Source organism: Collinsella aerofaciens, from assembly GCF_025289055.1.
GTDB lineage: Bacteria > Actinomycetota > Coriobacteriia > Coriobacteriales > Coriobacteriaceae > Collinsella.
On the sequence record NZ_JAESIQ010000011.1, the window covers coordinates 1 to 25204 of the forward strand.

The 25204-nt window shown below is 62.7% G+C and carries 27 protein-coding genes and 1 tRNA gene; 8 read left to right on the forward strand and 20 right to left on the reverse strand.

Translation table 11 applies throughout. From position 1 onward, the window contains the following. Nucleotides 1–65: 65 nt before the first annotated feature. Complete coding sequence (locus JMJ97_RS04465) at nt 66–773, reverse strand: hypothetical protein (protein WP_260699311.1); 708 nt, start codon at nt 771–773, stop codon at nt 66–68. A gap of 277 nt (nt 774–1050) precedes the next feature. Continuing rightward, the gene (purH, locus tag JMJ97_RS04470) at nt 1051–2658 is read right to left on the reverse strand and encodes a bifunctional phosphoribosylaminoimidazolecarboxamide formyltransferase/IMP cyclohydrolase (protein ID WP_260699312.1); all 1608 of its coding nucleotides are present in this window, start codon (nt 2656–2658) and stop codon (nt 1051–1053) included. Nucleotides 2659–2934: 276 nt separating this feature from the next. Here purH and JMJ97_RS04475 point away from each other — a divergent pair, with 276 nt between their 5' ends. Continuing rightward, complete coding sequence (locus JMJ97_RS04475; protein WP_260699313.1) at nt 2935–3576, forward strand: GNAT family N-acetyltransferase; 642 nt, start codon at nt 2935–2937, stop codon at nt 3574–3576. A 492-nt stretch (nt 3577–4068) separates the two neighbouring features. On the opposite strand, the gene JMJ97_RS04480 is transcribed toward JMJ97_RS04475, so the two are convergent. Beyond that, nucleotides 4069–6012 carry a DUF2207 domain-containing protein gene (locus JMJ97_RS04480; protein ID WP_260699314.1) on the reverse strand — a complete coding sequence of 648 codons (1944 nt, stop codon included), beginning with the start codon at nt 6010–6012 and terminating at the stop codon, nt 4069–4071. Nucleotides 6013–6392: 380 nt separating this feature from the next. Between JMJ97_RS04480 and gluQRS the strand changes: the two genes are divergently transcribed. Continuing rightward, on the forward strand, nt 6393–7532 hold the full coding sequence (gluQRS, locus tag JMJ97_RS04485) for a tRNA glutamyl-Q(34) synthetase GluQRS (protein WP_260699315.1): 1140 nt from the start codon (nt 6393–6395) through the stop codon (nt 7530–7532). Between the two features lie 15 nt (nt 7533–7547). On the opposite strand, the gene JMJ97_RS04490 is transcribed toward gluQRS, so the two are convergent. Both JMJ97_RS04490 and JMJ97_RS04495 read right to left on the reverse strand, forming a co-directional pair. Beyond that, nucleotides 7548–8273 (reverse strand): metallophosphoesterase, encoded by a 726-nt coding sequence (locus tag JMJ97_RS04490; RefSeq protein WP_260699316.1) that lies wholly within the window; start codon nt 8271–8273, stop codon nt 7548–7550. 85 nt (nt 8274–8358) lie between these two features. Continuing rightward, the gene (locus JMJ97_RS04495; RefSeq protein WP_196033640.1) at nt 8359–8598 is read right to left on the reverse strand and encodes a hypothetical protein; all 240 of its coding nucleotides are present in this window, start codon (nt 8596–8598) and stop codon (nt 8359–8361) included. 353 nt (nt 8599–8951) lie between these two features. Between JMJ97_RS04495 and JMJ97_RS04500 the strand changes: the two genes are divergently transcribed. From JMJ97_RS04500 to JMJ97_RS04510, 3 genes are read left to right on the forward strand one after another with little or no spacing between them, the layout of a single operon-like run. Beyond that, nucleotides 8952–9494 carry a UBA domain-containing protein gene (locus JMJ97_RS04500; protein ID WP_260699317.1) on the forward strand — a complete coding sequence of 181 codons (543 nt, stop codon included), beginning with the start codon at nt 8952–8954 and terminating at the stop codon, nt 9492–9494. Nucleotides 9495–9512: 18 nt separating this feature from the next. After that, on the forward strand, nt 9513–10298 hold the full coding sequence (locus JMJ97_RS04505) for a response regulator transcription factor (RefSeq protein ID WP_260699318.1): 786 nt from the start codon (nt 9513–9515) through the stop codon (nt 10296–10298). Then, the gene (locus JMJ97_RS04510; protein ID WP_260699319.1) at nt 10282–11577 is read left to right on the forward strand and encodes a sensor histidine kinase; all 1296 of its coding nucleotides are present in this window, start codon (nt 10282–10284) and stop codon (nt 11575–11577) included. The genes JMJ97_RS04505 and JMJ97_RS04510 overlap by 17 nt, the downstream gene beginning before the upstream one ends. Nucleotides 11578–11652: 75 nt before the next feature. On the opposite strand, the gene JMJ97_RS04515 is transcribed toward JMJ97_RS04510, so the two are convergent. Together JMJ97_RS04515 and JMJ97_RS04520 are read right to left on the reverse strand one after the other, a co-directional pair. After that, nucleotides 11653–12027, reverse strand: a complete 375-nt coding sequence (locus JMJ97_RS04515) for a VOC family protein (protein WP_035137716.1) — start codon at nt 12025–12027, stop codon at nt 11653–11655. Nucleotides 12028–12038: 11 nt separating this feature from the next. After that, nucleotides 12039–12326 carry a PTS sugar transporter subunit IIB gene (locus tag JMJ97_RS04520; protein ID WP_006235903.1) on the reverse strand — a complete coding sequence of 96 codons (288 nt, stop codon included), beginning with the start codon at nt 12324–12326 and terminating at the stop codon, nt 12039–12041. Nucleotides 12327–12489: 163 nt separating this feature from the next. On the opposite strand from JMJ97_RS04520, the gene JMJ97_RS04525 reads away from it, so the two are divergent. Then, on the forward strand, nt 12490–13113 hold the full coding sequence (locus JMJ97_RS04525; protein ID WP_006235902.1) for a hypothetical protein: 624 nt from the start codon (nt 12490–12492) through the stop codon (nt 13111–13113). A gap of 31 nt (nt 13114–13144) precedes the next feature. Further along, nucleotides 13145–13229 (forward strand) — tRNA-Leu (locus JMJ97_RS04530). Nucleotides 13230–13564: 335 nt separating this feature from the next. Here JMJ97_RS04530 and JMJ97_RS04535 read toward each other — a convergent pair. The 6 genes from JMJ97_RS04535 to larC2 all read right to left on the reverse strand — a co-directional run bounded on the left by JMJ97_RS04535 (nt 13565) and on the right by larC2 (nt 18974). Next, a complete protein-coding gene (locus JMJ97_RS04535) occupies nt 13565–14566 on the reverse strand; it encodes a Ppx/GppA phosphatase family protein (RefSeq protein WP_260699320.1) in 1002 nt (333 codons plus the stop codon). Nucleotides 14567–14586: 20 nt separating this feature from the next. Then, entirely contained in the window at nt 14587–15348 is a 762-nt protein-coding gene (locus tag JMJ97_RS04540) for a hypothetical protein (RefSeq protein WP_260699321.1), read from the reverse strand. 196 nt (nt 15349–15544) lie between these two features. Continuing rightward, nucleotides 15545–16834 (reverse strand): phosphopyruvate hydratase, encoded by a 1290-nt coding sequence (gene eno, locus JMJ97_RS04545; protein ID WP_161144569.1) that lies wholly within the window; start codon nt 16832–16834, stop codon nt 15545–15547. A gap of 189 nt (nt 16835–17023) precedes the next feature. Further along, a complete protein-coding gene (mazG, locus tag JMJ97_RS04550) occupies nt 17024–17884 on the reverse strand; it encodes a nucleoside triphosphate pyrophosphohydrolase (protein WP_161144570.1) in 861 nt (286 codons plus the stop codon). 2 nt (nt 17885–17886) lie between these two features. After that, entirely contained in the window at nt 17887–18435 is a 549-nt protein-coding gene (gene yfcE, locus JMJ97_RS04555) for a phosphodiesterase (RefSeq protein ID WP_161144571.1), read from the reverse strand. A gap of 53 nt (nt 18436–18488) precedes the next feature. Then, nucleotides 18489–18974 carry a nickel pincer cofactor biosynthesis protein LarC2 gene (larC2, locus tag JMJ97_RS04560; protein WP_161144572.1) on the reverse strand — a complete coding sequence of 162 codons (486 nt, stop codon included), beginning with the start codon at nt 18972–18974 and terminating at the stop codon, nt 18489–18491. Nucleotides 18975–19324: 350 nt separating this feature from the next. Between larC2 and JMJ97_RS04565 the strand changes: the two genes are divergently transcribed. Further along, nucleotides 19325–20236, forward strand: coding sequence for a PHP domain-containing protein (locus tag JMJ97_RS04565; RefSeq protein WP_260699322.1), 912 nt, complete (start codon nt 19325–19327; stop codon nt 20234–20236). A 120-nt stretch (nt 20237–20356) separates the two neighbouring features. Here JMJ97_RS04565 and hisE read toward each other — a convergent pair whose 3' ends face one another. From hisE to hisC, 7 genes are all read right to left on the reverse strand, one after another. Further along, complete coding sequence (hisE, locus tag JMJ97_RS04570; protein WP_006235893.1) at nt 20357–20674, reverse strand: phosphoribosyl-ATP diphosphatase; 318 nt, start codon at nt 20672–20674, stop codon at nt 20357–20359. Nucleotides 20675–20719: 45 nt separating this feature from the next. Continuing rightward, nucleotides 20720–21049, reverse strand: coding sequence for a phosphoribosyl-AMP cyclohydrolase (gene hisI, locus JMJ97_RS04575; protein ID WP_260699323.1), 330 nt, complete (start codon nt 21047–21049; stop codon nt 20720–20722). A 142-nt stretch (nt 21050–21191) separates the two neighbouring features. Next, nucleotides 21192–21974: an imidazole glycerol phosphate synthase subunit HisF gene (hisF, locus tag JMJ97_RS04580; protein ID WP_195919701.1), complete on the reverse strand. Its 783-nt coding sequence runs from the start codon at nt 21972–21974 to the stop codon at nt 21192–21194. Between the two features lie 3 nt (nt 21975–21977). Beyond that, entirely contained in the window at nt 21978–22721 is a 744-nt protein-coding gene (locus tag JMJ97_RS04585) for a 1-(5-phosphoribosyl)-5-[(5-phosphoribosylamino)methylideneamino]imidazole-4-carboxamide isomerase (protein WP_260699324.1), read from the reverse strand. Further along, nucleotides 22718–23419, reverse strand: a complete 702-nt coding sequence (locus JMJ97_RS04590; protein ID WP_260699325.1) for an imidazole glycerol phosphate synthase subunit HisH — start codon at nt 23417–23419, stop codon at nt 22718–22720. Before JMJ97_RS04590 ends, JMJ97_RS04585 begins: the two co-directional genes overlap by 4 nt. Before the next feature lie 80 nt (nt 23420–23499). Further along, on the reverse strand, nt 23500–24087 hold the full coding sequence (hisB, locus tag JMJ97_RS04595) for an imidazoleglycerol-phosphate dehydratase HisB (protein WP_195919704.1): 588 nt from the start codon (nt 24085–24087) through the stop codon (nt 23500–23502). Then, complete coding sequence (gene hisC / locus JMJ97_RS04600; RefSeq protein WP_260699326.1) at nt 24088–25203, reverse strand: histidinol-phosphate transaminase; 1116 nt, start codon at nt 25201–25203, stop codon at nt 24088–24090. Nucleotide 25204 lies beyond the last annotated feature (1 nt).

A 25204-nucleotide genomic window follows, 5' to 3' on the forward strand; every position in this document is an offset into this window, starting at 1 on the left:
TCATGCCGAAATGGCGCGAAGCACGCGGTTGACAAAACTATAGAGACACGTCCCAGAAAAATCATTTAGCGGCGGGCACGGAGCTTTTCGTAGCCGTCGGCGAAGAAGGCGACCGTGGCGGCGTCGGCCTCCGCGGCGTCCGTCTCGGTTGCGGGAACCACGCCGTGCTCGTCGCTCACCAGGAACAGCGCGCCCTTAAGCTGCGCGGGAATGTCTACGCGCGTAACCGGGATGCCCTTGGTCTGGGCCAGCTGTTCGATGAGCGTCGCCGTGCCGCACAGGCACTCGTCCGCCGGCGCCACAAAGGCAAGCTCACCGTTGTTGACGGCAGCGAGCAGCTCGGGCGCCACGCCGGTCTCGTCGGCTTCGGAGCGAGCCTCGGCAGAACGGGCACGCAGCGCCTTGGCCGACGTATCGGCCAGCGGCTCGTACTCCCCTACCGTCATGGCGGCGTTGCCGTTGACGTCGATCACCAGCATGAGCACACCGTCGTGGGCGGTGTAGTCGCCCTCGGCAAGTGACCACTCAACGTGCTGCTTGGCCCAGCTGAGCATGTTGTTGGTAAGCGGCTCGCCCTGCACCAGGCGCTCGGATAGCGCACGGATGTGGCGGTTGAGCATGGGCACCTTTTTGTTGGACATGCGCCAACGGCAGATGAGCGCGGGCTTGTCGAGCGTGAACTTCTCGACCGCCTCCTGATTGGCGCAAAAGTCCTCGTACGCACGCTGATCCTCGGCATTGCCAAACAGCTCGGCATCATCCACAACGGCCATATCCAACCTTTCTCAAAAACATACACCGCACCGTTATACCCAAAAAAGCCGCCCGCACCAACCGGCACGGACGGCAATAGATAGCTTTAGTTCGGGGCGAGCCAATACCGCTGGTGGAGCACAAGCCAGCGAGCCAGCACCAAGTGCCTCAGGTCGCCGCGAAAGAGGAGCGACGCGTACTTCTGTACGCGAGCGACGGTTTGAGCGGCGAGATGAGGTGCTTGGGGCCGGCGCAGCGTCGAGCAGTTACGCGGTTTGGTAAAACCGCGTAACGATATTAGTGGCGGAAATGCCTGGCACCCGTAAAGACCATCGCAATACCATGCTCGTTGCAGGCCTGGATGCTCTCGTCGTCGCGCTTGGAGCCGCCGGGCTGAATGATGCAGGTCACACCATGCTCGGCAAGCACGTCGACGTTGTCGCGGAACGGGAAGAACGCGTCGCTTGCGCAGGCAAAGCCGCCCTTCTCCACGCCCTCGCGCTCGCAGAATTCCTCGGCACGCTCGCAGGCCAGCAGCGCAGAATCCACGCGGTTGGGCTGACCGGAGCCCATGCCAATGCCGGCCTTGCCCTTGGAAACCAGGATGGCGTTGGACTTAACGCCCTTGCAGACCTTCCAGGCAAACTCGAGCTCGGCCATCTCGGCGTCGGTGGGCTTGCGGTCAGTGGGGAACGTAAAGGTCGCGGGATCCTCGGTCACGTGGTCGACCTCCTGCACCAGCATGCCGCCGTCGACGGAGCGCAGCTCCACCTGGGCGCCGCGGTCCACGCCGCCGGTAGCCAGCACGCGCAGGTTGGGGCGCTTAGCCATGCGCTCGAGTGCCTCGGCAGTGTAGCTCGGGGCGATGATGACCTCGACGAACTGCTTGTTCTGATCGGCGAAGTGCTCAACCAGATCAAAGGGAACCTCGCGGTTGCAGGCGATGATGCCGCCAAAGGCGCTCTTGGGATCGCAGGCGAAGGCGCGATCGTAGGCGGCCGTGATGTCCTCGGCAACGGCGGAACCGCAGGGGTTCTGATGCTTGAGGATCACGCAGGCCGGCTCGTCGAACTCGCGGACCAGGTTCCAGGCGGCGTCGGCATCCAGATAGTTGTTGTAGCTGAGCGGCTTGCCCTGGATCTGCTCGGAGCCCACGAGCGGGAATTGCGAGCTCGCGGTGTTCTCGCAGCCCTCGGCAAAGCGGTAGACCGTAGCCTTCTGCTGAGGATTCTCGCCATAGCGCAGGTCGTCGACCTTCTCCAGCGAGATCTCGAGCTTGGCAGAGGTGTCCGCCACGTCGCTTGCCTGGACGGCAAGCCAACGGGAGATGGCCGTGTCGTAGGCGGCGGTGGTCTGGTAGACCTTCACCTGCAGGCGACGACGGGTGGAAAGCGTGGTGCAGCCACCGGTCTCGCGCATCTCGGCCAGGACGGCGTCGTAGTCGGCCGGGTCGGAAATGACGGTAACGCTCGCGGCGTTCTTAGCGGCAGAGCGCAGCATGGAGGGGCCACCGATGTCGATGTGCTCGATGGCATCCGCGAAGGTGACCTCGGGGTTGGCGACGGTCTTCTCGAACTCGTACAGGTTGACGACGACTAGGTCGATCAGCTTAATGCCGTGCTGAGCGGCCTCCTGCATGTGCTGCTCGGAATCGCGACGGGCAAGCAGCGCGCCGTGAACCTTGGGATGCAGCGTCTTGACGCGGCCGTCCATCATCTCGGGATAGCCCGTGAACTCCTCGATGGGGGTTACGGGAACGCCCGCGTCCTCGATGGCACGAGCCGTGCCGCCCGTAGAGATGATCTCGACGCCAAAGTCGTCAACCAGCGTCCGTGCGAAATCGACGACGCCCGTCTTATCGGTAACCGAGATCAACGCGCGTGCGATCTTCACATCAGATCCCATGCAGTCCTCCTGTCTGGTACGCCGCCGTGCTCTGTGAGTCGGTGATACGTCGATCTGCAGCGCTCGCTCAGCGGCATTGAAAATACTGATTCAATGTAGCGCATCGAGCGCGACGATGCACCCCGCAACGCGCGGCTGTGCAGAAAAAGCTTCGAGCGGGGGTTGCAGGAGCGCCACTGGGCACGGTGAGTTCATGGAACACAGGGGCACCATAATTAGATGCCAATGGCGTGGTAGAACTGTGCTCGATATGCATCCGCAATAGAAAGAGGCACCATGGTCTCGCGGGTTCTCTACCGACCGTTTGATACCGAAGATTTCGACGCCATCGCGCTGATCTTGCAGCAGCTTTGGCACAACAACTCGGATAACGATGAGTACAACCGCCTCGAGGCCGCGTGCGATCTTGCCTACTGCCTTTCGTCCTCGACGTTTTCGCAGGTTGCCGTAATCGACGGTCAGGCGCGCGGCATTGCGCTTGCACGCGCAGGACAGAGCTCCAGCGCCACCGTTAAGGAACATTGGATGGATACCGAGCGCGCGTTGCTGTCGCAGATGCGCGAGCTGGAGCCCGAAGCTTGCGCCGAGTACCTCTCGTTTGTGCGCACCACCATTCGAACCAACAACCGCCTGCTCGAGAGCAGCCCACTGCCGCATGACAACGAGGTCACGCTGCTTGCCGTTGATCGCGACGTCCACGGCCTGGGCGTTGGCACGGTTCTGCTCGACGCCGCAATCTCGCATCTGTCCTCGTGCGGGGCGACCAGCGCGCACCTGTACACCGACTCCAACTGCTCGTGGAAGTTCTACGAGTTGCACGGCTTTAAGCGCACGGCCACGCACCGAGCCAACCGCGAGGAACGCCGCCACGCCATGCCGCGCGAAAGCTTCCTCTACGAACTCGATCTAACAGCCTAAACCCGGCAGTTAGGGACGTTCCTTTTGTGCCGGCACCCCGGGACACTCCTTGGCAGCAACCGCACCTAGTCGTTGGGGACATTCTTGGGTAGCACAGTCGACGAAACCCTCGTTGGCGTCGCCCTATAGAGGGGTCTGCAAATAGCTGTGGGCAAAAAACATCAAATATGAGTACTGTTACCTTTTTAGTAGCAGCGATTTGGGGCATTTTAGAGGCTTTTAGACATAGCAGCCAGTCAGGCGAGCTGACGTATTTCCACAAATGTTCAATAAAATGGGCCCCTAACGAGAGATAATCTCATTAGGAGCCCATTATTTAGTGCAAATATATGTCACTATAATGGCAACAGTACTCATATTTGGCATTTTTTGCCCACTGCCCCCTGTGTGGGGATCCGTAACGGAAAGATAGACCCATTTCAAAGCATAAAAATGGGATAGATTTTCCGCCAACAGTCGCCGGAGAAGATCCATCCCAAAAATCAGAGCGCGCTAGAACGTTCCGCCGCCGCCTCCGCCGACGCCGCCGCCTCCGCCGCCAGAGAAGCCGCCGCCTCCGCCGCCGCCCGAGCTGTCGGAGCTCGACGCCAGCTCACGGATGCTCTCGTGATACACGTCATCGAACGAATCGAGCGGAGACTCGATACCGTAATGATGGTAGTACCACCAGTAGCAGGGATAATTGTCATAGAAGCCGTCGGCCTCGCGCACCTCGGGCGGCACGGCCTCGGCAAGCTGACGCAGCACTTCCTTGGAAACACCCAGCGCCACGCCCATCACCAGCAGCTTGTTCCACAGCACCAGATCGCCCGGGACGGCTTCCTTTAGACGAGTGAAGTCCTCGAGCCAATGCTTAAGTGCCTTGCAGCGAGCCGCCACCTCGGCACCCTCCGGCGTAAAGCGGCGAAACGTAAGGCCCACGCCGATACCCACCAGCACAATCGGCACCGAGATAACCGCGGCGGTGATGTTCGCCTGTGCGCCATCGGTAAAGAAAATGGATCCCACGGGAACAAAGGCAATCAGGATACCAAGAACCAGGCAAAACACCATTGCAACAATGCCGTCCGAGGCAACGTACTCGCTATCGGCCAGCTTGCCCTTAACGGTGTTCTGATAGTCCTCGAGCTTATCACCCACGGGTGTAGCGTGCTGCTTGACGTAGTGCTGCAGCTCGTCGAACGTGCGCGAACGGTCACCGTTCTCGTCAGGCTTAGCACCGGCAAAGAAGACCTTGAGCACCATGTGGTCAATGCCCTTGGCCGACTTCCAGCCCGCATCACTCACCGTCACGCGATACGTCTGCTCTTCTTTTTCACGCCCCAACAGACCCTTCTTGGCCTTGGTCACGGTCGCCTGCTCCAGCTTGATCACACGGTCGTCGGTGAGCTTCATGAGCGTGGCGATATATGCCTGATCGGGTACCTCGTTCCAGCTCATGAGGGCCGAAAGTACGGCGGGATGGTCGGCCGAAGGCACATCGCGGAAATATTCGTCCTGGAAAAGCGGCTTGGGCTTGCGGCGGCGCAGCTTGAGCACAACGATTGTGCCGGTAAAGGCCAACGCCGCGACAACACTTAACACGGCAAGCGCATTGGAAATCACGCGAGCGTGAGCGCGGCGGGCGTTAGCTTCGTCGGCCCATTCTTTCTCTTCGCTCAGAATCGTTGACATACGCTCCTCGCTCGAGGCGGAAAGCCATGGCACCCAGTCGCTGGGGAAGGCGATGCGCGCCTCGGCGAATTCGCCCTGATGCACGCAGGGAATGGTATAGGTGACCATGGGCTCGTCCTCATCGAGCGACACGTCGCCCGTCAGCGGACCGTGGCCCCATGCGCGGAAGTTATCGCCCTTGACGGCCGCCGTCCCGGCAGTGGCATTTGCAAAGCGCACTTCCATCTCGACATCGTCGGAATCCGCGGACCAGCCGTCACCCACGAACTTCCAGTAGAGCTCGGCGGTATCGGCCCAGTTCATGACCGCACCGGTCATGGTGTAGCTCACGTAATAGATCGCGCTATCGCCGCTCTCGTGAGGGCTGAACACCTTAATCTTTACGCCGTCACCGGTCTGCTCGACCGTGTAGACGCCAGAGTCGCCCTTGTTCGCGCTATCGACTTTGTTAAACGCGGTGTCGTCTTCCTCGACGCTCAGCACGTCGACACCCGCCGCACCGCCCTGCTGGTTGGTGCCCGCATTGATCTCCCAAAACACGCCGTTGACGTCGTCGTCGAAATCGAACTGGCGTCCCTCGACGACGGTCAGCGATCCATCGGCCTCGACCGTGGCGCCGATGTAGGTTTGGCTCATGGAGTAGCCGTCGGCGTGTGCGGCGGCAGGCAGCAGCAACAACGCAAGCGCGACGAACGCGCAGACGGAAGCGAATCGCGCAAACAAGCGGCGCTGCCGACTGACTTTGGCGGCGAGGGTGTTCATGGGCACATCCTTTATCTGTGGTACCAACAGCGTTATTGTCCCACGTTTACGGGCGCACATGACGAATATCTAGGCGACCGGAGCGCCAAATGGGACAAAAGTCCCACCCGAGCCTGGCACTTAGGGACGTTCCTTATCTGCCGGCAGTTTGGGACACTCCTTGGCATGGCCTGCACCAACGATAGATACCACTTCACAGCTCCGACACAGGTGTAGCGGCTTTGTGTTGCTGCGGCGCGCACTGATTGAGTCCGCGAGCAAGGGGCATAAAGCAGTTGAGCGAAAACGGTTTGCCCCTTTGCCGTTCGCTCGAGGATCATGTCCCCCTTTTCCGCGGAAACCCCGGCAGTTGCGAAGAGCTGCCGGGGTTTCTGTCGTTTGTGAAGCTGAGTCGATGCGCGGCGATCGAGACGTTGAGCCGCAGACCCGCCGCGCGCAATGCACAGCGCCGCCAACCTGCGAGCCACGGCAACGCCTTCTCTACCGTGTCCCGCGCTATACTCGTCCGCATGGATATCAAAGCACGCAACATAGCAACGCCCGCCGCGGACGCACCAACGACGCCGCCCGCCTCCGCCCACGCCCCCGTCGTGGGGCGCTTTGCCCCGTCGCCATCGGGCCGCATGCACCTGGGCAACGTGTTCAGCTGCCTGTGCGCGTGGCTTTCGGCCCGCAGCCAGGGCGGCAGCATCGTGTTGCGCATTGAGGACCTGGACGATCGCTGCAAGCGCCCGGAACTTGCCACTCAATTGATTGACGACCTGGCTTGGCTAGGGCTTGAGTGGGACGAAGGCCCCTACTACCAGCACGATCGCTTGGACCTGTACGAGAGCGCCCTGCGCCGGCTGCAAGACGCCGGCCTCACCTACCCCTGCTTTTGCACGCGCGCCGAGCTCCACGCCGCGAGCGCGCCGCATGCCAGCGACGGCACGCCCATCTATCGCGGCGCCTGCCGAGGCCTTTCTGCCGAGGAGGTTGCCCGCCGCAGCGTTCTGCGCGCTCCGGCCACGCGCCTGCGCGTGCCCGCCGTCGACGACCTCGCAGACGATGTGGTCGAATTCGTGGACCGCACGTATGGTGCCCAATGCGAAGCACTCGCCACCGAATGCGGCGACTTTTTGGTGCGCCGCAGCGACGGCGTGTTTGCCTATCAGCTGGCCGTGGTGGTCGATGACGCCGCCATGGGTATTACCGAGGTCGTGCGCGGATGCGATCTGCTGGGCTCCACGCCCCGCCAAATCTACCTGCAGCATCTGCTGGGACTTCCCACGCCACACTACGCGCACATTCCACTGCTCATGTCGCCGGACGGGCGCCGCCTTTCCAAGCGCGACCGCGACCTGGACCTGGGCGAGCTCCGCACCCGCTTTGGCGCGCCCGAGGCACTGCTGGGCTGGCTCGCCGGGCAAACGGGCATCGCGCCGGACACCACGCCGCGCACCGCCGAGCAACTGGTCGAGCACTTTAGCTGGGACGTTATCCGCGCACACCGGGAGAACATCACCGTAACGGCCGAGTAGCCAAACGCCTTGCCGCTACGCAACATCCCAGGGCTGGAGTTCGTCGCCCAGGCGAACGATGCAGTCGTAGAGCACGGTGTGGCGCTCGGCCGGGTTGGCGTCGCGATGAAAATGCCCGTAATACCAGCGCTTGTAATCCAAGCGGTCTTCCAGCTCATCAAAAAACGCCGTAAGCCGATCAACGTCGGGGCAATTCCAGCCGGGTGCCGGATAGAGCGTGGGCGAAAGCATGCGCGTGGAGCAGGTGTGGGTGATCACGTAGTCGACCTTCCAACCCACGCTGTCGAGCTTTGCCCGCGCCTCCTCAAAGTTGCGCTCGTCCGGCAGCTCCTGCGGCCACCAGCTGGAATAGGGAATGCGGTATTCTTTGTCCACGCTCGTGGCGCCGCCCATGGTAAAAATCGTTGAGCCGTCGAGCTCAAAAACCTCGCCGCGCGTCAGGCGCCGTATGGGAGAGGTATCCGACAGGCGCTGCGTCGGCCCACCGTGCCACAACTCCATGGGGCGTTCCGCCCAGTGATCGAAACGCTCGTGGTTGCCGTCGACAAACAGCACGGTGTAGGGGCGCGACTCCAGCCAAGCAATATCGGCACATTCCTCGGTAGAAAAGTCCCAGGGAAAGCCAAAGTCGCCCGCGATGATGAGATAGTCGTCGCTCGCCAGGCTATCCCCAAGCTCCCAATCGCGGAGCTTTTGCATGTCAGCGCCGCCATGAATATCGCCTGTTACATAGACCGTCATCGGATTACCACTTCCCTGTAAGTCGCTAGCCCACATTCTGCACGATCACTAAGCCAACCGTTCCAGCCCTTCCATCCCTTAGGGCTTACCCTTCGTTCTTCCATCCAAACGGGTCAAGCACCCAAAAAACCAGATCGAGCACGCCGCCGGTCATCATGGCGCCGGCAAGGGCCATGCAAACGTGCAGGGAACTGGCACTTCGGAGCACGTCGAATGGCCCCAGAACAGCCAGCAGCGCGACCGCTGCGCCGGCAAGGCACAACGCGAGGCACGGCCCCGCGTCCTTGACGCACTTCTTTGCGAGATGCTTGGTGTTATCGCTCATTGGTATCGAACTCCTTAGAGGGTCGTTGTTTGGGTACATGCCGCCGCGGCAGAGCAGGGCGGCAGGGTAAGTGTCCCATGCCGTGCGGACATCAATGGAGAAACCGCCTGCTCGACCAACCTTTGACGCCGTTTTGCACCGGCACCCCATCCCCCGCTATCGAGGTCTAATACTTTTCCCACCGCCACCCAAAAACTCATCCAACGTTAATCTTGGCTCAAGAATCGCTTAATCTATAACCTGCACTATAGAGTTCGACCAAGGGCGGGGCGGCGCCACGCAGGCCGCCGAACGCAACGCTCGCGCCCGGGCAGATCGCCCGGCGTCGCGCCCATCGAACGAAAGGACAGGTCATGGACGACCTCGAAAAAGTTGAAACCATCCGCACCAAGTGCAACGTGAGCTACACCGATGCCAAGGCCGCGCTCGACGCCGCCGACGGTAACGTTCTGGATGCCATCATTTGGCTCGAGTCGCAGGGCAAGACGCAAACCACGTCGGCGCACGCCGCCACCGAGTCCGTGCCGGTCGATGAGCCCTCGGCCGAGATGGTCGCCGCGCAGGCCGCCTACGAGAAGTCGAGCGAAAAGACCGACTTCTCTAAGAAGATGGACAGCGTGTGGGAGTACCTCAAAAAGCTCTTCCGCCTGAGCCTGGACACCAAGTTTATCGCCACGCGCCGCGATGCGATCATCCTCAACATTCCCATCCTGATTCCCATCGTCGCGCTGTTTGCCTGGGGCGCCACGATATGGCTGATGCTGCTTGGCCTGTTCTTTGGCATGCGCTACCGCATCGACAGCGACGGCGACGTGCCCGGCAGCATCAACAACCTGATGGATCACGCCGCCGATGCCGCGGACGGCATCAAGCAAAATCTGAACGACGACAAATAATCGCAGACGGGAGCACGTATGGCACGAATCCTGATCGTAGAGGACGAGGAGAAAATCGCCCGCTTTGTGACACTCGAGCTGGAGCACGAGGGCTACCAGGTGGAACATGCCGCCGACGGCCGCACCGCCGTGGACCTGGCACTGGAGCGCGACTACGATCTGATTCTGCTCGATGTGCTGTTGCCGCAGCTCAACGGCATGGAGGTGCTGCGACGCGTCCGCAAGCACAAGGATGTGCCGGTGATTATGGTCACCGCGCGCGATGCCGTGATGGACAAGGTGGCCGGGCTCGACGCCGGTGCTGACGATTACCTGACCAAGCCGTTTGCGATTGAGGAGCTGTTCGCACGGATCCGCGTGGCGCTGAAGCGCTCGGAGGCCGTGCGGGCGGCTTCGGGCGTTGGCGGCGTCGGTGCCGGGGCGAACGTAGTGGGCGGCGCGGGCGCCGGCACCGTTGCGATGCCCCTGGCCGGCGGCTCGGCCCAGGCATCCGCCTCGCCCTCCCCCGCCGCGCTCGTCGTGGGTTCGGTCGCGCTCGATCCCGACCGCCGCGAAGTCACGGTCGACGGCTCGCCCATCGTGCTGACCGCCCGCGAGTTCGACGTCCTCGCCCTGCTTATGGCACATGCCGAAACTGTGCTCACGCGCGAGCGCATTGCGCACGAGGCGCTGGGCTACGAATACGTAGGAGACACCAACAACGTCGACGTACACATCGCGCACCTACGCGCCAAGATCGAGGACGGCGGCAGTGCCCGCATTATCCAGACCGTGCGCGGGGTGGGCTATGTCTGCCGCGCGTAACGCCGAGACCAAGCGCGTCACCTCCATCGCCCGCGCCATCAACTGGAGCTACATGTGGCGCCGCTTGGTGAGCTACGTCTGGCTCGATCTGTTGCTGGTGGTGATTGCGGCGGCGATTCTCGTCTATGGATACAACCAGACGCTGCCCGACGGCGCGTTTACCGCGGGATGGATCCCCAGCGCCACCGTTCGCGGCATGTCGCTGACGCCCGCGCGCGGCTGGGACCTGACAACGCTCACCTATACCGTCGAGCTTGCGCGTACCACCAAGACCTTCCCCCTCGCGCAGGACCTCGCCGCGCTGTGGCCCCTCTATATCGTTGTTGTAGGTTGGCAGGTCATCAGCGTGCTCAACATGCTCGGCGGCGCCCGCCGCGTGCGCCGCACCATGGCGCCGCTCAACGATCTGGCCCTGCGCGTGGACGAACTCGGCCGCATGCAACTCGCCGGCGGCAAGATGGAAACACTGGAGCAAGCCATCGAGCGCGCAAGCGTCGACTCGCCGAGCGTCACTACCGGCGACGCCGACCTGGCAAGCATCGAGGTTGCACTCAACCGCCTACTGCGCCAGATGCAAGAGGCCAAACTGCAACAGATGCGCTTTGTCAACGATGCGAGCCACGAGCTGCGCACGCCCATCGCGGTGATTCAGGGTTACGTAAACATGCTCGATCGCTGGGGCAAAGACGACCCGGACGTGCTGGCAGAATCCATCGCGTCCCTCAAGGCCGAAAGCGAGCACATGCAAGAGCTCGTGGAGCAGCTGCTGTTTTTGGCACGCGGCGATGCCGGGCGCACGGTCCTGCGGCGTGCGGATACCAACCTGGCCACACTGGTCGGCGAGGTGTGCGAGGAATCGCAGATGATCGATACCGCGCACACGTATCGGCTGGCGTACGACACCGCGCTTGTCAGCGATTCGCGCTGCGACGCGCCCGTCGACGTGGCACTCGTGAAGCAGGCGCTACGCGTGATCGTGCAAAACGCCGCCAAGTATTCGGACGCGGGAACGACCGTCACATTTGGCATAACGCCGGATGCGGGCGCGGGCACAATCGACATAAGCGTTGAGGACGAGGGCATCGGCATGAACCAGGAATCCGCAGCTCACGCGTTTGAACGGTTCTACCGCGCCGACAACGCACGCAATGCCGGCGCGCAGGGCTCGGGCCTGGGGCTTGCCATTGCCAAGTGGATTGTCGATAGCCATGGCGGTGTCATTGGCGTGACCTCAGTCGAGGGCGTCGGCAGCCGCTTTACGATTCGCCTGCCGCGGTAGGAAGCCCCTCGGCATAAATAAAGGGATAGGGCCACGCGGCCCTATCCCTTTTTGCTAGCTATGGCAGCTTGTGCGCTATTCGCGGCACAGGTGCACGGCGAAACCGGCGAACTCGCGCTTAAAGTACACGAGCTTGGTACCACCGTCGGGCAGCAGCGCGCGCGACTCTTCGTTGACCTCGAGCCCGCGCTCGGCAAACCACTTCTCAGCTGCATCGATGTCGTTAACGGCAAAGCCGATGTGGCCCTTGGTGCCACGACCGTTCTGCTTCATGATCTCGACCAGCGAATCGTTAAAGTACGAAACCGGGGTCTCAGTGACGGGCAGGCCCATCATCGTCGAGAACAGCTCCGCGATCTCCAGGGCGTCTGCCGGGTCGGTGGCGTTAATGCCCACATGGGCAACGCGCATACCAAAGAGCTCTACCGGGTTGGCGTTCTGCTCACTCATGCAGTCAGCGCCTACTGAGCCATGACGTCGAGAACGGCCTTCTCGGCGGCAACGCGGTTCATGCCGGTCATGAAGGGCACGCCACTCACGTACGGGCAGGTGAGGCCCTCGGGGGCAACGGTGGTGGCGATCAGCAGGTCAGCGCCCTCGTCGCAGTAATCCTTGGCCTCGGAGATGGCGCACTGCACGATCTCGTACTTGTCGGCATAACCGTTGGCGTCGAGCAGAGTAGCGACCTTCTGGGCAACGAGCGTGGAAGTAGCAGCGCCAGCACCGCAAGCCAAAACGATCTTCTTCATAGGTAATGTCTCCCTTCATGGTTTACTTTAGGTAAGTGTACCGCAGCGAGCGATGGCACTCGGCCTCGATGAGCTTTTATGCCAGTTTGCTTGCGCGCTGCGTATAATACATCTAGTACGTGTTGTCATACCGCTCGCTTTATGAGCGACTAAGGACCCTAATATGCCCGATTCCCGCACCCTCTGGACCGCCGTCGTTATCATCTGCATCGCCGTGTCGGTGTTCTTTAGCGTCAAAAAACGCACCACGTTTAAGCGCCTGCAGCAGCTTATGGCTGCCAAGCAGTGGGACGAGTTCGATCGTTTGCTCGACGGCAAACTCACCAGCATGCTGTACCCGCGCTACAACCGCGACTACCTGCGTCTGAACTCCTATCTGCTGCGCGAGGACCACGAGCGCGCCAGCGAGATGTTCGACCTACTGCTGGGACTCAACCTCCCCAAGATGCAGCGCGTCGACTTGGTGATTAAGGCCTTTAACTACTATGTTGGCCAGGAGGACCGCAAAAAGTCCAAAGAGCTGTTGCACGAGATCAAGGGCTTTGAGGGCGGTCAGGCCGAGGCAGTTGCGCACGAGTGTCAGCTGATGTACGACACGATGATTCTCAAGCGCCACAACGACATTCCCGAGCTGGAGCGCATGCTCGAGGATGTCGGCGACGACCCGGTCAAGCGCTGCCGCTTGGAGTACCTGCTAGCCCTGCAGTACCAGAACAAGGGCGACGAAGCCAAGTTCCAGGAGTTCCTGGAGAAGTCGGGCCAACACTCGATGGCCGTCAACGCGTAACGGACGGCTTGTGCTAGACTTCTAGTCTCACGGGGGCGTGGCGGAATTGGCATACGCAGGAGACTTAAAATCTCTCGCCGCAAGGATTGTGGGTTCGAGTCCCACCGCCCCTACCATATGGAGCTTTCGAGCCCGTGTTCCTCAGGGATGCGGGCTCGCTTCTTTTAGATGCCGGTGGGACTCGAACCCGCGAGGGGGCGAGCGTTAAGCGGACGCGCAGCGTCCGTAGCGAGCCGGCGAGGGCGCCGACAGGCGGCCGAAGCCGGTGCGTATTTGCGCAGCAAATACGCAGACGTCCCACCGCCCCTACCATGTATTGTTTACGAGCTCGTGTCCCCCAGGGATGCGGGCTCGTTTCTTTTACACGCCGGCGGAGCTCTAAGTTGCGGTGGAATAGATCCTGTTTATACCGTTTACCAGCTTATTTAGGAACTATTTCACCGCAACTTATTTAGAGGGTGCTGAGAGTGGGGGTCCAGGCGATGGTGGGAGTCGCGCCGTCGAGAACCTCATTGATGGTGGCGGCCATGCCAGCGAGTAGGCTGTTCTCGCTTACGGTGAGCGCATCGTAGCCACCGGCGCGCATGAGCTCGCGAATCACCACGGCGCCGGCCAGAATCACGCCCGCGCGCTTGGGCTGCACGCCCGGCAGCGCAGCGATACCCTCCACATCCAGCGTAGATATACGATCGATGGCGGCCGAGATCTGCTCCATCGAAAGCTCGCGCAGGTGCACAAAGCTCGAGTCGTACGGCTCCAGTTCGTGGACCAGCGCCACGAGCGTGGTGACGGTACCGCCCACCGCGACGAGGCGCTCGGCGCGCTCAAAGTCGACAGGCAGGCCCTCAAAATAGGCGGAGAACTGCTCGCCCGCCCATACGCCAGCGGCGGCAAGTTCACCGTCCGTTGGCGGCAGCGCCGAGAAAAACCGCTCCGTCACGCGACGGCAACCGATGTCCAGTGAGCGCGTTCCCTCCAGCGCAAAGACCCCGCGCTCAGGCACATAGACGCCCGTCGCGAGCTCCGTGGAGCCACCGCCCGAATCGGCGACGATGATGCGCTCGCCAGCAAAGTCGTGTGCCACGCCAAAAAACGTCAGGCGCGCCTCGACCTCGCCCGGAATCACCTGCGGCTCAAGCCCCAGCTCGTGCAGGCCGTCCAGCAGCAGGGCGGCGTTGGACGCATCGCGCGCGGCGCTCGTGCACGTGGTGCAGATGCACGCGGCGCCAAAGGTACGCGCCTCGTCCACAAACATACGGCACGCAGCGAGTACACGCTCGACAGCCGCCTCGCAAAAGCGACCCGTCGCGTCCACGCCCTCGCCCAGGTCGGTAATCTCGGTATGCTTGGACGATTCCACAATCGCTCCGCCCTCGACCTGGGCCAACACCAGTCGCGACGACACCGTTCCCAGGTCGATCGCGGCTACCTTATAGCGTTTGCAATTTGTCATTGCGGGCTCCCCTCCGGGCGCTATTTGCCGTTGGACACGACCGTCTGGCCCTCGACGCCGTTAAACCCAAACAGCATGTCGAGCGCTTGGATGTACCACGGCGCGTCCTTACCGACTTCTTCGATTTCCTTGGCAACTTCGCTGGCCTTCTTGGCGTTCGACGACTTCTGGCTCGACGAGGCATCCGAATCGCCGTCCAGGCCCTGCACTTCAATCCTCTTCTCGCCGGGCATCACCAGGCCCAGGTCCTCGGATGCCGCGTCCTTGATACCCTCCTCCGAGAGCAGCTTGTCGACGCTTTTTTGCAGCTCATCATTGTATTGCTGGCGAATCTCGACCTGCTTGGCCAAGATATCGCTCGAACGCTTTGCCACGTACAGGTCGCGCACGGGGAAATACAGGCTCACGAGCACCAGGGCAACGACGATGCCGATGAATAGCCCTCGCTGAGGACCGTGGGTAAAGTCGTAGATCGCCTTGACCACCGCGTTGTCGTTGGCGTAGTGCATAAAGTCCGAGCCCGAAAGACGGTTCGAGGGCCTGCTCGACCCATCATGCGTTTGAGCCGACGAGCGCTGAGCATGCGACGAACGTGCTGGGCGCACTGGTCCATCTGTCGAAGTATTCACTTGAGCATTGGGGCGCGAGGTACTTGTCGGGCGCTGCATGGAGCGGTCGGCGCCGGCGTAGGCGGACCCACCGAGCTGCACCGTGCGCGCACGGCGAGGCGACGGCTCACGCGAACCGGCGGAATAGTACCTGTTGTCGTAAATCTGATCCATGTGCGCCTTGTGCGGTTGAGGTTTGTTTGCGCTAAGTATTCTAGTTATAGCACGAGCGCCCGCACCGCCTTCGCCAGCCTTTGCTCGACATAAAAAAGGCGCTGAGTCATATGGCCCAGCGCCCAATGGTGCTCAACAGCGCCCGGCTGGAGCAAGGCAAATCCGAGTCTTCCCCGCCCCCGCGACCTCCGCGTGCCTAGCGAATGTTGTAGAACGCGGCCTTGCCGGCGTAACGCGCGCTGCCCTCGAGCTCGTCCTCGATGCGGATGAGCTGGTTGTACTTGGCGATACGGTCGCTGCGGCACGGGGCGCCCGACTTGATCTGGCCGGCGTTGACGCCCACGACCAGGTCGGCGATCGTGGAGTCCTCGGTCTCGCCGGAACGGTGGCTCACGATGCAAGCGTAGCCGGCCTCCTTGGCGGTCTCGATGGCCTCGAGCGACTCGGTGAGCGTGCCAATCTGGTTGACCTTGACCAGGATCGCGTTGGCGGCACCCAGCTCGATGCCCTTCTTGAGGCGCTCGGTGTTGGTGACGAACAGGTCGTCGCCCACCAGCTGCACCTTGTTGCCAATGCGACGGGTGAGCTCAACCCAGCCGTCCCAGTCCTCCTCGGCCATGCCGTCCTCGATGGAGATGATGGGATAGGTGTCGACGAGCTTCTCCCAGTAATCAACCATCTGGGCACTCGTGTACTCCACGCCCTCGCCCTTGAGCTCGTACATGCCGGTCTCGGCGTTGTAGAACTCGGTCGAGGCCGGGTCCATGGCGTACATGAAGTCGATGCCGGGCTTAAAGCCGGCCTTCTCCACGGCCTTGGTGATGTACTCGAACGGCTCGGCATTGGTCTTAAGGTTGGGGGCAAAGCCGCCCTCGTCGCCCACGCCGCCGCCCAGGCCGGCCTCGTGCAGCACGCCCTTGAGGGTGTGGTAGACCTCGGCGCACCAACGCAGGCCCTCGGCAAAGCTCGGAGCACCCACGGGCATGATCATGAACTCCTGGAAGTCGACGTTGTTGTCGGCATGCACGCCGCCGTTGAGAATGTTCATCATGGGCGTGGGCAGCAGGTGAGCGTTGACGCCGCCCAGGTACTGGTACAGCGACAGGCCCGCCGACTCGGCAGCGGCGCGGGCAACGGCCAGCGACACGCCCAGGATGGCGTTGGCACCGAGCTTGGTCTTGTTGGGGGTACCGTCCGCGGCAATCAGCGCGGCATCGACGGCACGCTGGTCGAAGGCGTCGAGGCCGACGACGGCATTGGCGCACTCGTTGTTGACGTGCTCGACGGCCTGAGAGACGCCCTTGCCCAGATAGCGGCCCTTGTCGCCATCGCGCAGCTCGCAAGCCTCAAAGGCACCGGTCGAAGCGCCCGAAGGCACCATCGCGCGACCGAAGCTACCGTCCTCGAGCACAACCTCGACCTCGACGGTGGGATTGCCGCGGCTGTCGAGCACCTCGCGACCGTAAACGTCCAAAATATCGCTCATGTTGTCTCCCTCTCACTTGGAAACGTAGTGGATGCAAGCGACCGGCTGACCGTGCACCATCGGTGCGTCTCCGTAAGTTAGCCATGTCGCACTTTTTGCATTATGCCCTAAGTTAGCCGAGGGATACACTTGATTTTCGAAAAATTTAGCGGGAACGATGAGGCGTGTCAGCCCGTCGTTCCCGCAGTCTTACTCCTCCGCCTTTGCGGCATCCCACAGGTCGTTGAGGCCGTGGGTCGAAAGCTCGGCAAGATCCACGTGGGCATCGGCCGCCATCTGCTCCATCGCAGCCCAGCGACGGCGAAACTTGGCCGTGCTCGCGCGCAGGGCGCTCTCGGCGTCGATACCCTCCTTGCGCGCGACGTTGACCAGGGCAAAGAGCAGATCGCCAAACTCCATTTCGCGCTCGGGCGAGCCAGGGGCCTCGGCCTCAAACTCGGCACGCTCCTCGGCGACCTCGTCCCACACATCCTGGACCGTCTCCCACTCAAAGCCCACGGCAGCCGCCTTGCGCGAGACCTTTTGCGCTTGCATCAGCGCCGGCAGGTGCGTGGGCACGCCGTCGAGCAGCCCCTCGGGCGCGGCCTCGCCTGCCGCCACGGCCTTGTCCTTGGCGGCCTTCTCGGCAAGCTTGACCTCGTCCCAAATCTTGAGCACCTCGTCAGAGCTGTCGGCATCCGCATCGCCAAACACGTGCGGATGACGGCGAATGAGCTTGGCGTCGATATCGTGCGCCACGTCGGCCAGCGTAAACTCGCCGGCGTCCGCCGCGATCTGCGCATGCAACACTACCTGCATGAGCACGTCGCCCAGCTCCTCGCGCAGGTGCGCCGCGTCGTCGGCCTCGATGCAGTCGAGCGCCTCGTAGGCCTCCTCGATCATGTTCTTGCCAATGCTGCGGTGCGTCTGCTCGCGGTCCCACGGGCAGCCGTCGGGCTGACGCAGACGCCAGATGGTCTGCACCAGATGCTGCAGCTCGGCCGATGCATCTACCAGCGTGGACAGGTCACGCGAACCCTCGGCATTTTGCTGAGCCATGTGCTGCGCCATGGTTATTCCTCCTCCAGGACCACGTGGCGGAACGCGCCGCCCTCGTAGATGCCGTAGCTGTGCGTACCGTCCTTGGGGATGCTCACGCTGCCGGGGTTGAAGAGCCACAGACCAGGATGCTCCTCGCTCGCTTCGTTGACCTTGATGTGCGTGTGACCGTAGACGAGCGCGGAGCCCTCGGGCAGCGCGGGCGCGTGGTCGACGCTGTTGTGCATACCGGCGCCAAAAACGTGGCCGTGCGTCAGGAACAGCTCGCGGCCGTTCTCGTCGAATAACGTGGCATAGTCGGCCATGATGGGAAAGTCGAGCACCATCTGGTCGACCTCGGCGTCGCAGTTGCCGCGCACCGCGATGATGCGGTCGGCCAGGGCGTTGAGCAGCGGAATCACGCGCTTGGGAGCGTAGTCGCGCGGCAGGTCGTTACGCGGGCCGTGGTAGAGCAGGTCGCCCAGCAGCACAATGCGATCGGGCTGCTCGGACTCGATGGCGGCGCAAAGGCGTTCGGTCCAATATGCCGAGCCGTGGATGTCGGAGGCGATGAGGTATTTCATGGTGGTCCTTTCGGTGAGGTTGATGGGGTGGGTGTGGCGCGTCGCCGACCGTGTCACTCAAATTGCAGAGCCGCGGCTTGCGCCGCCTGCATCACGCGCTGGAGCGGCACATTGTGCTCACGAGCAAGGCGAGCGCAGTCCTCGTACTCGGGCGCTGCACGCTCGCTGCCATCGGGCAGGGTTGCCACCTTTACGGCCACCTCGCCCCAAGGCGTTGTCACCTGCTCGAATCGGCGCGGCAGGCAAACGCGTTCCATCACCTGGCGACGAACGGCGTTGGTCGTGGTCTCCAAAAAGATAATCGTCTGTAGGCGCTCGATATCCTCGTGCGAGCAGATCACCTGCAACTGCCATCCGGGGCGACCCTTTTTGCAGTAGAGGGGTAGCCAGTGCACCTCGCGGGCGCCGGCCTCGCGCAGGCGGTCGGCGGCATAGGCGAGTACCTCGGGCGACGCATCGTCGATGTCGCACTCCAACTTGACGATGGTCTCGGGCGCATCGGTCTCGCGGGACAGCGGAGATGTACTTCCACGTTGCATACGGTCCGGTTCCTTTCCGCGCGGGCTCGTTTTGTTCACTCAAACGCTAGCACATCGCGGGCGGCGTGGGGGCGGCGTCATGGGATGGGCGGGACTTTTGCCCGTCGCGGACGTCGGCGTGCGCCGGGATCGTCCTCGCCCCTATCCAAACGTGTACGGCAGCCTCCAAACACGTCATTTTTTGCAGCTTTTGGAGGCTGACGTACACGTTTTGAGGCAGGGTCGATGTCGTGCGGCAGCCCTTGCGCGCCGCCTGCCCTTTCCAGTCGGTTTCGACTTGTGGCGTTCCCGGCGCGCCAGGGGTCGCGCCATTACAATGGAGCGGATTCGCTTGACGCAAAGGAGCTGCCATGTCTGCTTGCCCGCTGGTCGATTGCCACACCCACACCTCGTTTTCGGACGGCCATGCCTCCTTTGAGGAAAACGTTCGCGCCGCCGCGGCGGCTGGCTGTCGGGTCATGGTCTCGACCGACCACCTCACCTTGCCCGCCAGCATGGATGCCAACTGCGAAGTGCAGGTTACTGAGGGCGACCTGCCGGCACATCGTCTGGCTTTTGAGGATGCTCGCAAGCTTGCCGCGCAGATTGCGCCGGAGCTCAGCTTTATCTATGGCTTTGAATGCGATTGGTACGAGGGCTGCGAGCCTTTGGTTGAGCGCTGGTCCCAGGGCGCCGTCGTACTCCTGGGCAGCGTGCATTGGATTGGCAACCCAGGCGATATTGCGGCAGGTGCTGCGGGCACGGCGGGGACGGAGGACGTCGCTCGTCCTGATACACCCGATTCCCTTTGCGGTTGGATCGACGATGACACCAACCTGCATGTTTGGGAAAACTTAGACGTACGCGGCGTGTGGGAGCGCTATGTCGATGACTGGTGCCGCGCCTGCGAGAGCCCGCTCAACTTTGATGTAATGGCTCACCCCGACCTGGTCATGCGCTTTTCGAAGGAAGGCTTTGCGCCCGATTTTGATACGGCACCGTTTTGGGAGCAGATGGCAGAGTGCGCACACGATACAGGCCGCCGCGTTGAAGTTTCGACCGCCGCGCCGCGCAAGGGCCTCGACGACTATTACCCCTCGACGGGGCTGTTGCGTTGCTTTGTCCACGCCGAGGTACCCATCACCTTTGGCTCGGACGCGCACCGCGCCTGCGACATCTGCTGGAATATCCGCGAGGCACAAGCCCACGCCTACGACTGCGGCTACCGAACCTTCGACATCCCCCACCCCACCGGCGAATGGGAACCCACACCCCTCGACTAGCCATCCCTTCATAAGTTGCGGTGGAATAGGGATTGTTTTGCCTGATGAAGCGCTTAAACAGTCCCTATTTCACCGCAACTTCCATGACCCCGTTACACCAACAAAGACTGTCCCAAACGACTAGTGGCGGCGGGCGTTGAGTTCGCCGGCCAACTCGTCGAGGGTGATGCCGTAGCGCTCAAGCGTCACGAGCAAGTGGTAGACCAGGTCGCCGGCCTCATAGCGAATGTGATCGTGGTCGTTATCCTTGCAGGCCATGATGACCTCGCTCGCCTCCTCGGCAAGCTTCTTGAGCAGCTCGTCCTCGACGTCGGTCAACAGACGAGCGGTGTAGCTCTCCTGTGGCGACGCATCGCGACGACCGTGAATCACCTCGGCCAGACCTGTCAGCGTCTCACCGATATTTCCATCCTGAACGTTTGCGGTGCGCACACCCATGGTTCAATCCTTTCTGGTGGCCGAGCGTCTAATCGAGCGCCCGCCCTACGCGAGTTTTTTAAAGAAGCAGGTACGGTTGCCGGTATGGCAGGCCGGACCCGGCGAGTCGACCTTGACCAGCAGTGTATCGTTATCGCAGTCGGCCCAGAGCTCCTTGACCTCTTGCATATTGCCGCTCGTCGCGCCCTTGTTCCAGAGCTCCTGACGGCTGCGGCTCCAAAACCACGTGGTACCGGTCTTGAGCGTCAGCCCCACCGACTCCTCGTTCATCCAAGCAACCATAAGCACCTCGCCGGTGTCATACTGCTGAACCACACAAGGAATCAATTCTTTGGCGTCGTATTTAAGATCCGCTGGAGTAGTAATTTCTCTCATTTCAATTCCCCAATTTAAACATCGCCGGTCGGCGAGGGTTGTCCAGGTGCCCGAGATTCCGAGCGACAAGCCCGACGACGCGTACTTAAGTACGCGAGGAGGGTTGGAGCCGGAAGGTCGGGTGCCTGGGCAAGCCGCAGCATTAGAAGTCCAGCCTCACAGGAATACCTTGAGAGGCCATATACTCTTTGACTTCGCGAATGCTGAACGTCCCAAAGTGAAAGACGCTCGCCGCCAGCACGGCGTCGGCCTCGCCCTCGATCACGCCCTCGGCAAAATGCTCGAGCGTGCCCACGCCGCCGCTCGCAATCACCGGAATCGGCACCGCGCGCGCCACAGCGCGGGTGAGCGCCAGGTCAAAGCCAGCCTTGGTGCCGTCGCGGTCCATGCTGGTCAACAAGATCTCGCCGGCGCCGCGACGAGCCGCCTCCTCGGCCCACGCCACCGCATCGATACCTGTGGCGTTGCGACCGCCCGCCGTGAAGACCTCCCACTTGTCGGCTCCGGATGCGCCGGGTAAGCCGACGCGTTTGGCATCAATCGCCACGACCACGGCCTGACTGCCAAACGCCGCGGCAGCTTGGCTAATCAGCGACGGGTCGCGCACGGCGGCAGAGTTAAGCGACACCTTGTCGGCACCGGCCGCAACCATGGTGCGCATGCCCGCCAGGTCGCGAAAGCCGCCGCCCACGGTATAGGGAATGGCCAGCTCCTCGGCCGCGTGCGCCGCCATCTCGATAGTCGTCGTACGGTTGTCGCTCGTGGCGGTAATGTCCAAAAAGACGACCTCGTCCGCACCCTCGCGGTCGTAGGCGCGGGCCAGCTCCACCGGGTCGCCCGCATCGCGCAGGCTCACAAAGTTGACGCCCTTGACCACGCGGCCGTCCTTAACATCCAGACAGGGAATCACGCGTTTGGTAAGCATGGGCTACTCCTCCCCTCGGGCGGCGGCCAGCGCCTGGGCCAGCGTAAAGTTGCCCTCGTAGAGCGCGCGACCGGTAATGGCACCTTCAATCGTGCCCTCACCCACCGCGGCCAGCGCGCGGATATCGTCGAGCGTCGAGATACCGCCCGACGCCACGACGGGAAAGCCCGCGACCTCGGCCACATGACGATACGCCGCCACATCGATGCCCGTCTGCATGCCATCGCGCGCGATGTCGGTATAGACCAGGTGTTTAAAGCCCAGCTCGGTGAGCTGCGCCACGGCGTCGTCGAGCGCCACGCCCGCGCCGTCACGCCAGCCGTTCACCCTGACCTGGCCGTCGCGAGCGGCGATGTCGGCCACGAGCAGCTCGCCAAAGCCGCGGGCCGCCACCTCGGCAAAACCCGGCTCGGTCACGAGCACCGTGCCCAGCGCGATACGGCATGCGCCGTAGCCGGCCAGCTCGTCGATGCGTGCAAGCGAGCGAACGCCGCCGCCCACGTCCACGGACAGACCGTCGACGCCGCAGATGGCCTCGATCGCCGCCGAGTTGGCAGCGCACGCGTCCTCGTCCTCGCCAAAGGCAGCGGACAGGTCGACGACGTGCACCCAGCTCGCGCCCTGCTCGGCAAAGGAGCGGGCAACAGCCACGGGGTCGTCGGAGTATACCTTGCAGCGGCTCCGGTCGCCGCGCTCCAAGCGCACGACCTTGCCGCCGATCAAATCGATTGCGGGAAACAGAATCATCGGCCGGCCCCCTCGACGATGCTCACGAAGTTCTTAAGAATGCGCTGACCCAGCGCAGAGGATTTCTCGGGATGGAATTGGCAGCCCCACACGTTGCCGTGGCGCACGATGCACGGGAAGCTCCGCGTATAGTGCGTGCGCGCCAGCACATCGGCGGCATCAGCGTCGTCTGCCACCGCGTAGCTGTGGGTGAAGTACATATTGGCGCCCTCGGCAAAACCGGCGAGCAGCGGATCGGCCGCACCGGCGGGCGTCATGTGCACCTGGTCCCAACCCACGTGCGGCACCTTCAGTCGGCTCGACTCCAGGCGCGTGCACGAGCCGCGCATGATGCCCAGGCCATCGACCCGGGGGCCGCCGGCCTGCTCGGAGGCATCGTCGTCCGCGTCCGCACCCTCGTCCGCCGGCACGCCCTCGTCGCCGCGCTCAAAAAACAGCTGAAGGCCCAGGCAGATGCCGAGCAGCGGAGTTCCAGCGGCAACGGCGTCGAGCACCGCGTCCGCCTCGCCGCTCTCGCGCATAAAAGCAATCGCGTCGTAGAACGCACCCACGCCTGGGATGACCAGGCCGTCGGCGTTGCGGATCTGCTCCGGATCGTCCGACGTGCAGGCAGCGGCACCAGCGCGCGCAAGCCCGCGCACGACGCTCGACAAGTTGCCCTTGTGGTAGTCGACCACCACGATCTTCGGTTCGCCCACGCGACCCCTCCCTTATCTCATCGTCCAAAACCACCACGAAGGTGCCTGTCCCCTTTGTGGTGGTTTTACCCTTGTGACGGTTACAGCGAGCCCTTGGTGCTGGGGATGCCCTGCACGCGGGGATCGAGCTCGCAGGCGTGGCGCATCGTGCGGCCCACGGCCTTAAAGGCGGCCTCGATAATGTGATGCGAGTTGCCGCCCGCCAGCTCGCGCACGTGCAGCGTGAGCTTGGCATCGCGCGCAAAGGCGTAGAAGAACTCGACGGCCAGCTCGGTATCAAAGCTGCCCACGCGCTCGGTCGGCACGGGCAGCTCGCAATAGGCCTGCCCGCGGCCCGAGATATCCACGGCGGCCATCACGAGCGTCTCGTCCATGGCAATCGCCGCGTCGGCAAAGCGCGTAATGCCCGCCTTGTCGCCCAGCGCTTGGCAAAACGCCTCGCCCAGCACAATACCCGTGTCCTCGACGGTGTGGTGCGCGTCGACCTCAACGTCGCCTACCGCATGTACCGTCAAATCGAACAGGCCATGGCGGCCAAAGGCGTTGAGCATGTGGTCGAAAAACGGCACGCCGGTCGAGATATCGCACACGCCGCTTCCGTCAAGGTCAAGCTTTACGACGATGTCGGTCTCCCCCGTCTTGCGGGTCACCTCGGCATAACGGCCCATCTACATCTCCTCCTTCACCAGCGCGGCAAACGCAGCCAGCACCTCATCGTTTTCCTGCGGGGTACCCACGGTAATGCGCAGACAGTCCGCAAGGCCCGGTGCGCAGCTAAAGTCGCGCACCAAAATCGAATACTCGTCGCGCAGACGCTCGCGCACGCGCGTGGCATGCGGCGTGCGCACGAGCACAAAGTTCGCCGCGCTCGGCCATGCTTCCACGGGCAGGCCCTCGGCAGCCATCGCGCGCAGGGCGCACAGCTCGTGCTCGCGCTCGGATGCAACCTGTGCCACCACGGGCGCGTACGCATCGCGGGCACGCACGCAGGCAAGCGCCGCTGCCTGGCTCAACACATTAACCGAATAGATCTGGCGAATCGCCGCGAACACGTCGATGACCTCGGGCGCCGCGATCACATAGCCCAGACGCGTGCCGGCGGCACCAAACGCCTTGGACAGCGTATGCAGAATCACCAGGTTGGGATGCTCGGCGATAAGCCCCTGCGCCGTGGTGGCCGCGCCAAACGAATCGTCGGCAAGCTCAACGTAGGCCTCGTCGACCATGACCATGCCGGGGCACGCATCGCACAGGGCCGCGACAAAGTCGAGCGGAGCCACATCACCCGTTGGATTGTTGGGCGAGGTCACGATTGCCAGGTTGCACTCGGGCGCGGCCGCGAGCACAGCAGCTTGGTCGAGCTCAAAGGTCGCCGGGTCGCGCCACACGTCGCGCACCTCGGTCTGGCAGAGCGACGCAAAGAACGCGTACTCGCTAAAGCACGGCGGGCAGTTGAGCAGGGTCCGCCCCGCGCCGCCAAACGCCAGCAGATAGTTATAGAGCAGCTCGTCGCCGCCGTTGCCCACGCAGATGTTCTCGCGCGTCACGCCATGCCAGGCAGCAAGCTCGTCGCGCAGGTCGTTGGACATGGGATCGGGATAGCGGTTGAGCGGTGTGGCAGCCAGGGCGGCGTCGACCGCCTCGCGCACGCCAGCCGGCACGGGATAGGTGTTCTCGTTGGCCGAAAGATTGATGCGCGTGGGCGTAAAGTTGGGATCGTAGGGCTCAATACCGGCCAAGTAGGGCTGGACGAGCTCCTTCATATGGGGCGTCAGCTCGGCCATT

What these genes read in the sequence shown, in the direction of transcription:
- JMJ97_RS04505 (WP_260699318.1), top strand. Translation starts at nt 9,513, where the DNA reads ATGGCACGAATCCTGATCGTAGAGGACGAGGAGAAAATCGCCCGCTTT.
- mazG (WP_161144570.1), bottom strand. Translation starts at nt 17,884, where the DNA reads ATGGCGCAGCACATGGCTCAGCAAAATGCCGAGGGTTCGCGTGACCTG.
- JMJ97_RS04480 (WP_260699314.1), bottom strand. Translation starts at nt 6,012, where the DNA reads ATGAACACCCTCGCCGCCAAAGTCAGTCGGCAGCGCCGCTTGTTTGCG.
- JMJ97_RS04490 (WP_260699316.1), bottom strand. Translation starts at nt 8,273, where the DNA reads ATGACGGTCTATGTAACAGGCGATATTCATGGCGGCGCTGACATGCAA.
- JMJ97_RS04585 (WP_260699324.1), bottom strand. Translation starts at nt 22,721, where the DNA reads ATGATTCTGTTTCCCGCAATCGATTTGATCGGCGGCAAGGTCGTGCGC.
- JMJ97_RS04510 (WP_260699319.1), top strand. Translation starts at nt 10,282, where the DNA reads ATGTCTGCCGCGCGTAACGCCGAGACCAAGCGCGTCACCTCCATCGCC.
- JMJ97_RS04515 (WP_035137716.1), bottom strand. Translation starts at nt 12,027, where the DNA reads ATGAGTGAGCAGAACGCCAACCCGGTAGAGCTCTTTGGTATGCGCGTT.
- JMJ97_RS04535 (WP_260699320.1), bottom strand. Translation starts at nt 14,566, where the DNA reads ATGACAAATTGCAAACGCTATAAGGTAGCCGCGATCGACCTGGGAACG.
- hisC (WP_260699326.1), bottom strand. Translation starts at nt 25,203, where the DNA reads ATGGCCGAGCTGACGCCCCATATGAAGGAGCTCGTCCAGCCCTACTTG.
- JMJ97_RS04465 (WP_260699311.1), bottom strand. Translation starts at nt 773, where the DNA reads ATGGCCGTTGTGGATGATGCCGAGCTGTTTGGCAATGCCGAGGATCAG.
- eno (WP_161144569.1), bottom strand. Translation starts at nt 16,834, where the DNA reads ATGAGCGATATTTTGGACGTTTACGGTCGCGAGGTGCTCGACAGCCGC.
- yfcE (WP_161144571.1), bottom strand. Translation starts at nt 18,435, where the DNA reads ATGAAATACCTCATCGCCTCCGACATCCACGGCTCGGCATATTGGACC.
- hisF (WP_195919701.1), bottom strand. Translation starts at nt 21,974, where the DNA reads ATGCTTACCAAACGCGTGATTCCCTGTCTGGATGTTAAGGACGGCCGC.
- larC2 (WP_161144572.1), bottom strand. Translation starts at nt 18,974, where the DNA reads ATGCAACGTGGAAGTACATCTCCGCTGTCCCGCGAGACCGATGCGCCC.
- JMJ97_RS04565 (WP_260699322.1), top strand. Translation starts at nt 19,325, where the DNA reads ATGTCTGCTTGCCCGCTGGTCGATTGCCACACCCACACCTCGTTTTCG.
- hisE (WP_006235893.1), bottom strand. Translation starts at nt 20,674, where the DNA reads ATGGGTGTGCGCACCGCAAACGTTCAGGATGGAAATATCGGTGAGACG.
- hisI (WP_260699323.1), bottom strand. Translation starts at nt 21,049, where the DNA reads ATGAGAGAAATTACTACTCCAGCGGATCTTAAATACGACGCCAAAGAA.
- JMJ97_RS04495 (WP_196033640.1), bottom strand. Translation starts at nt 8,598, where the DNA reads ATGAGCGATAACACCAAGCATCTCGCAAAGAAGTGCGTCAAGGACGCG.
- hisB (WP_195919704.1), bottom strand. Translation starts at nt 24,087, where the DNA reads ATGGGCCGTTATGCCGAGGTGACCCGCAAGACGGGGGAGACCGACATC.
- purH (WP_260699312.1), bottom strand. Translation starts at nt 2,658, where the DNA reads ATGGGATCTGATGTGAAGATCGCACGCGCGTTGATCTCGGTTACCGAT.
- JMJ97_RS04520 (WP_006235903.1), bottom strand. Translation starts at nt 12,326, where the DNA reads ATGAAGAAGATCGTTTTGGCTTGCGGTGCTGGCGCTGCTACTTCCACG.
- JMJ97_RS04525 (WP_006235902.1), top strand. Translation starts at nt 12,490, where the DNA reads ATGCCCGATTCCCGCACCCTCTGGACCGCCGTCGTTATCATCTGCATC.
- JMJ97_RS04475 (WP_260699313.1), top strand. Translation starts at nt 2,935, where the DNA reads ATGGTCTCGCGGGTTCTCTACCGACCGTTTGATACCGAAGATTTCGAC.
- JMJ97_RS04500 (WP_260699317.1), top strand. Translation starts at nt 8,952, where the DNA reads ATGGACGACCTCGAAAAAGTTGAAACCATCCGCACCAAGTGCAACGTG.
- JMJ97_RS04540 (WP_260699321.1), bottom strand. Translation starts at nt 15,348, where the DNA reads ATGGATCAGATTTACGACAACAGGTACTATTCCGCCGGTTCGCGTGAG.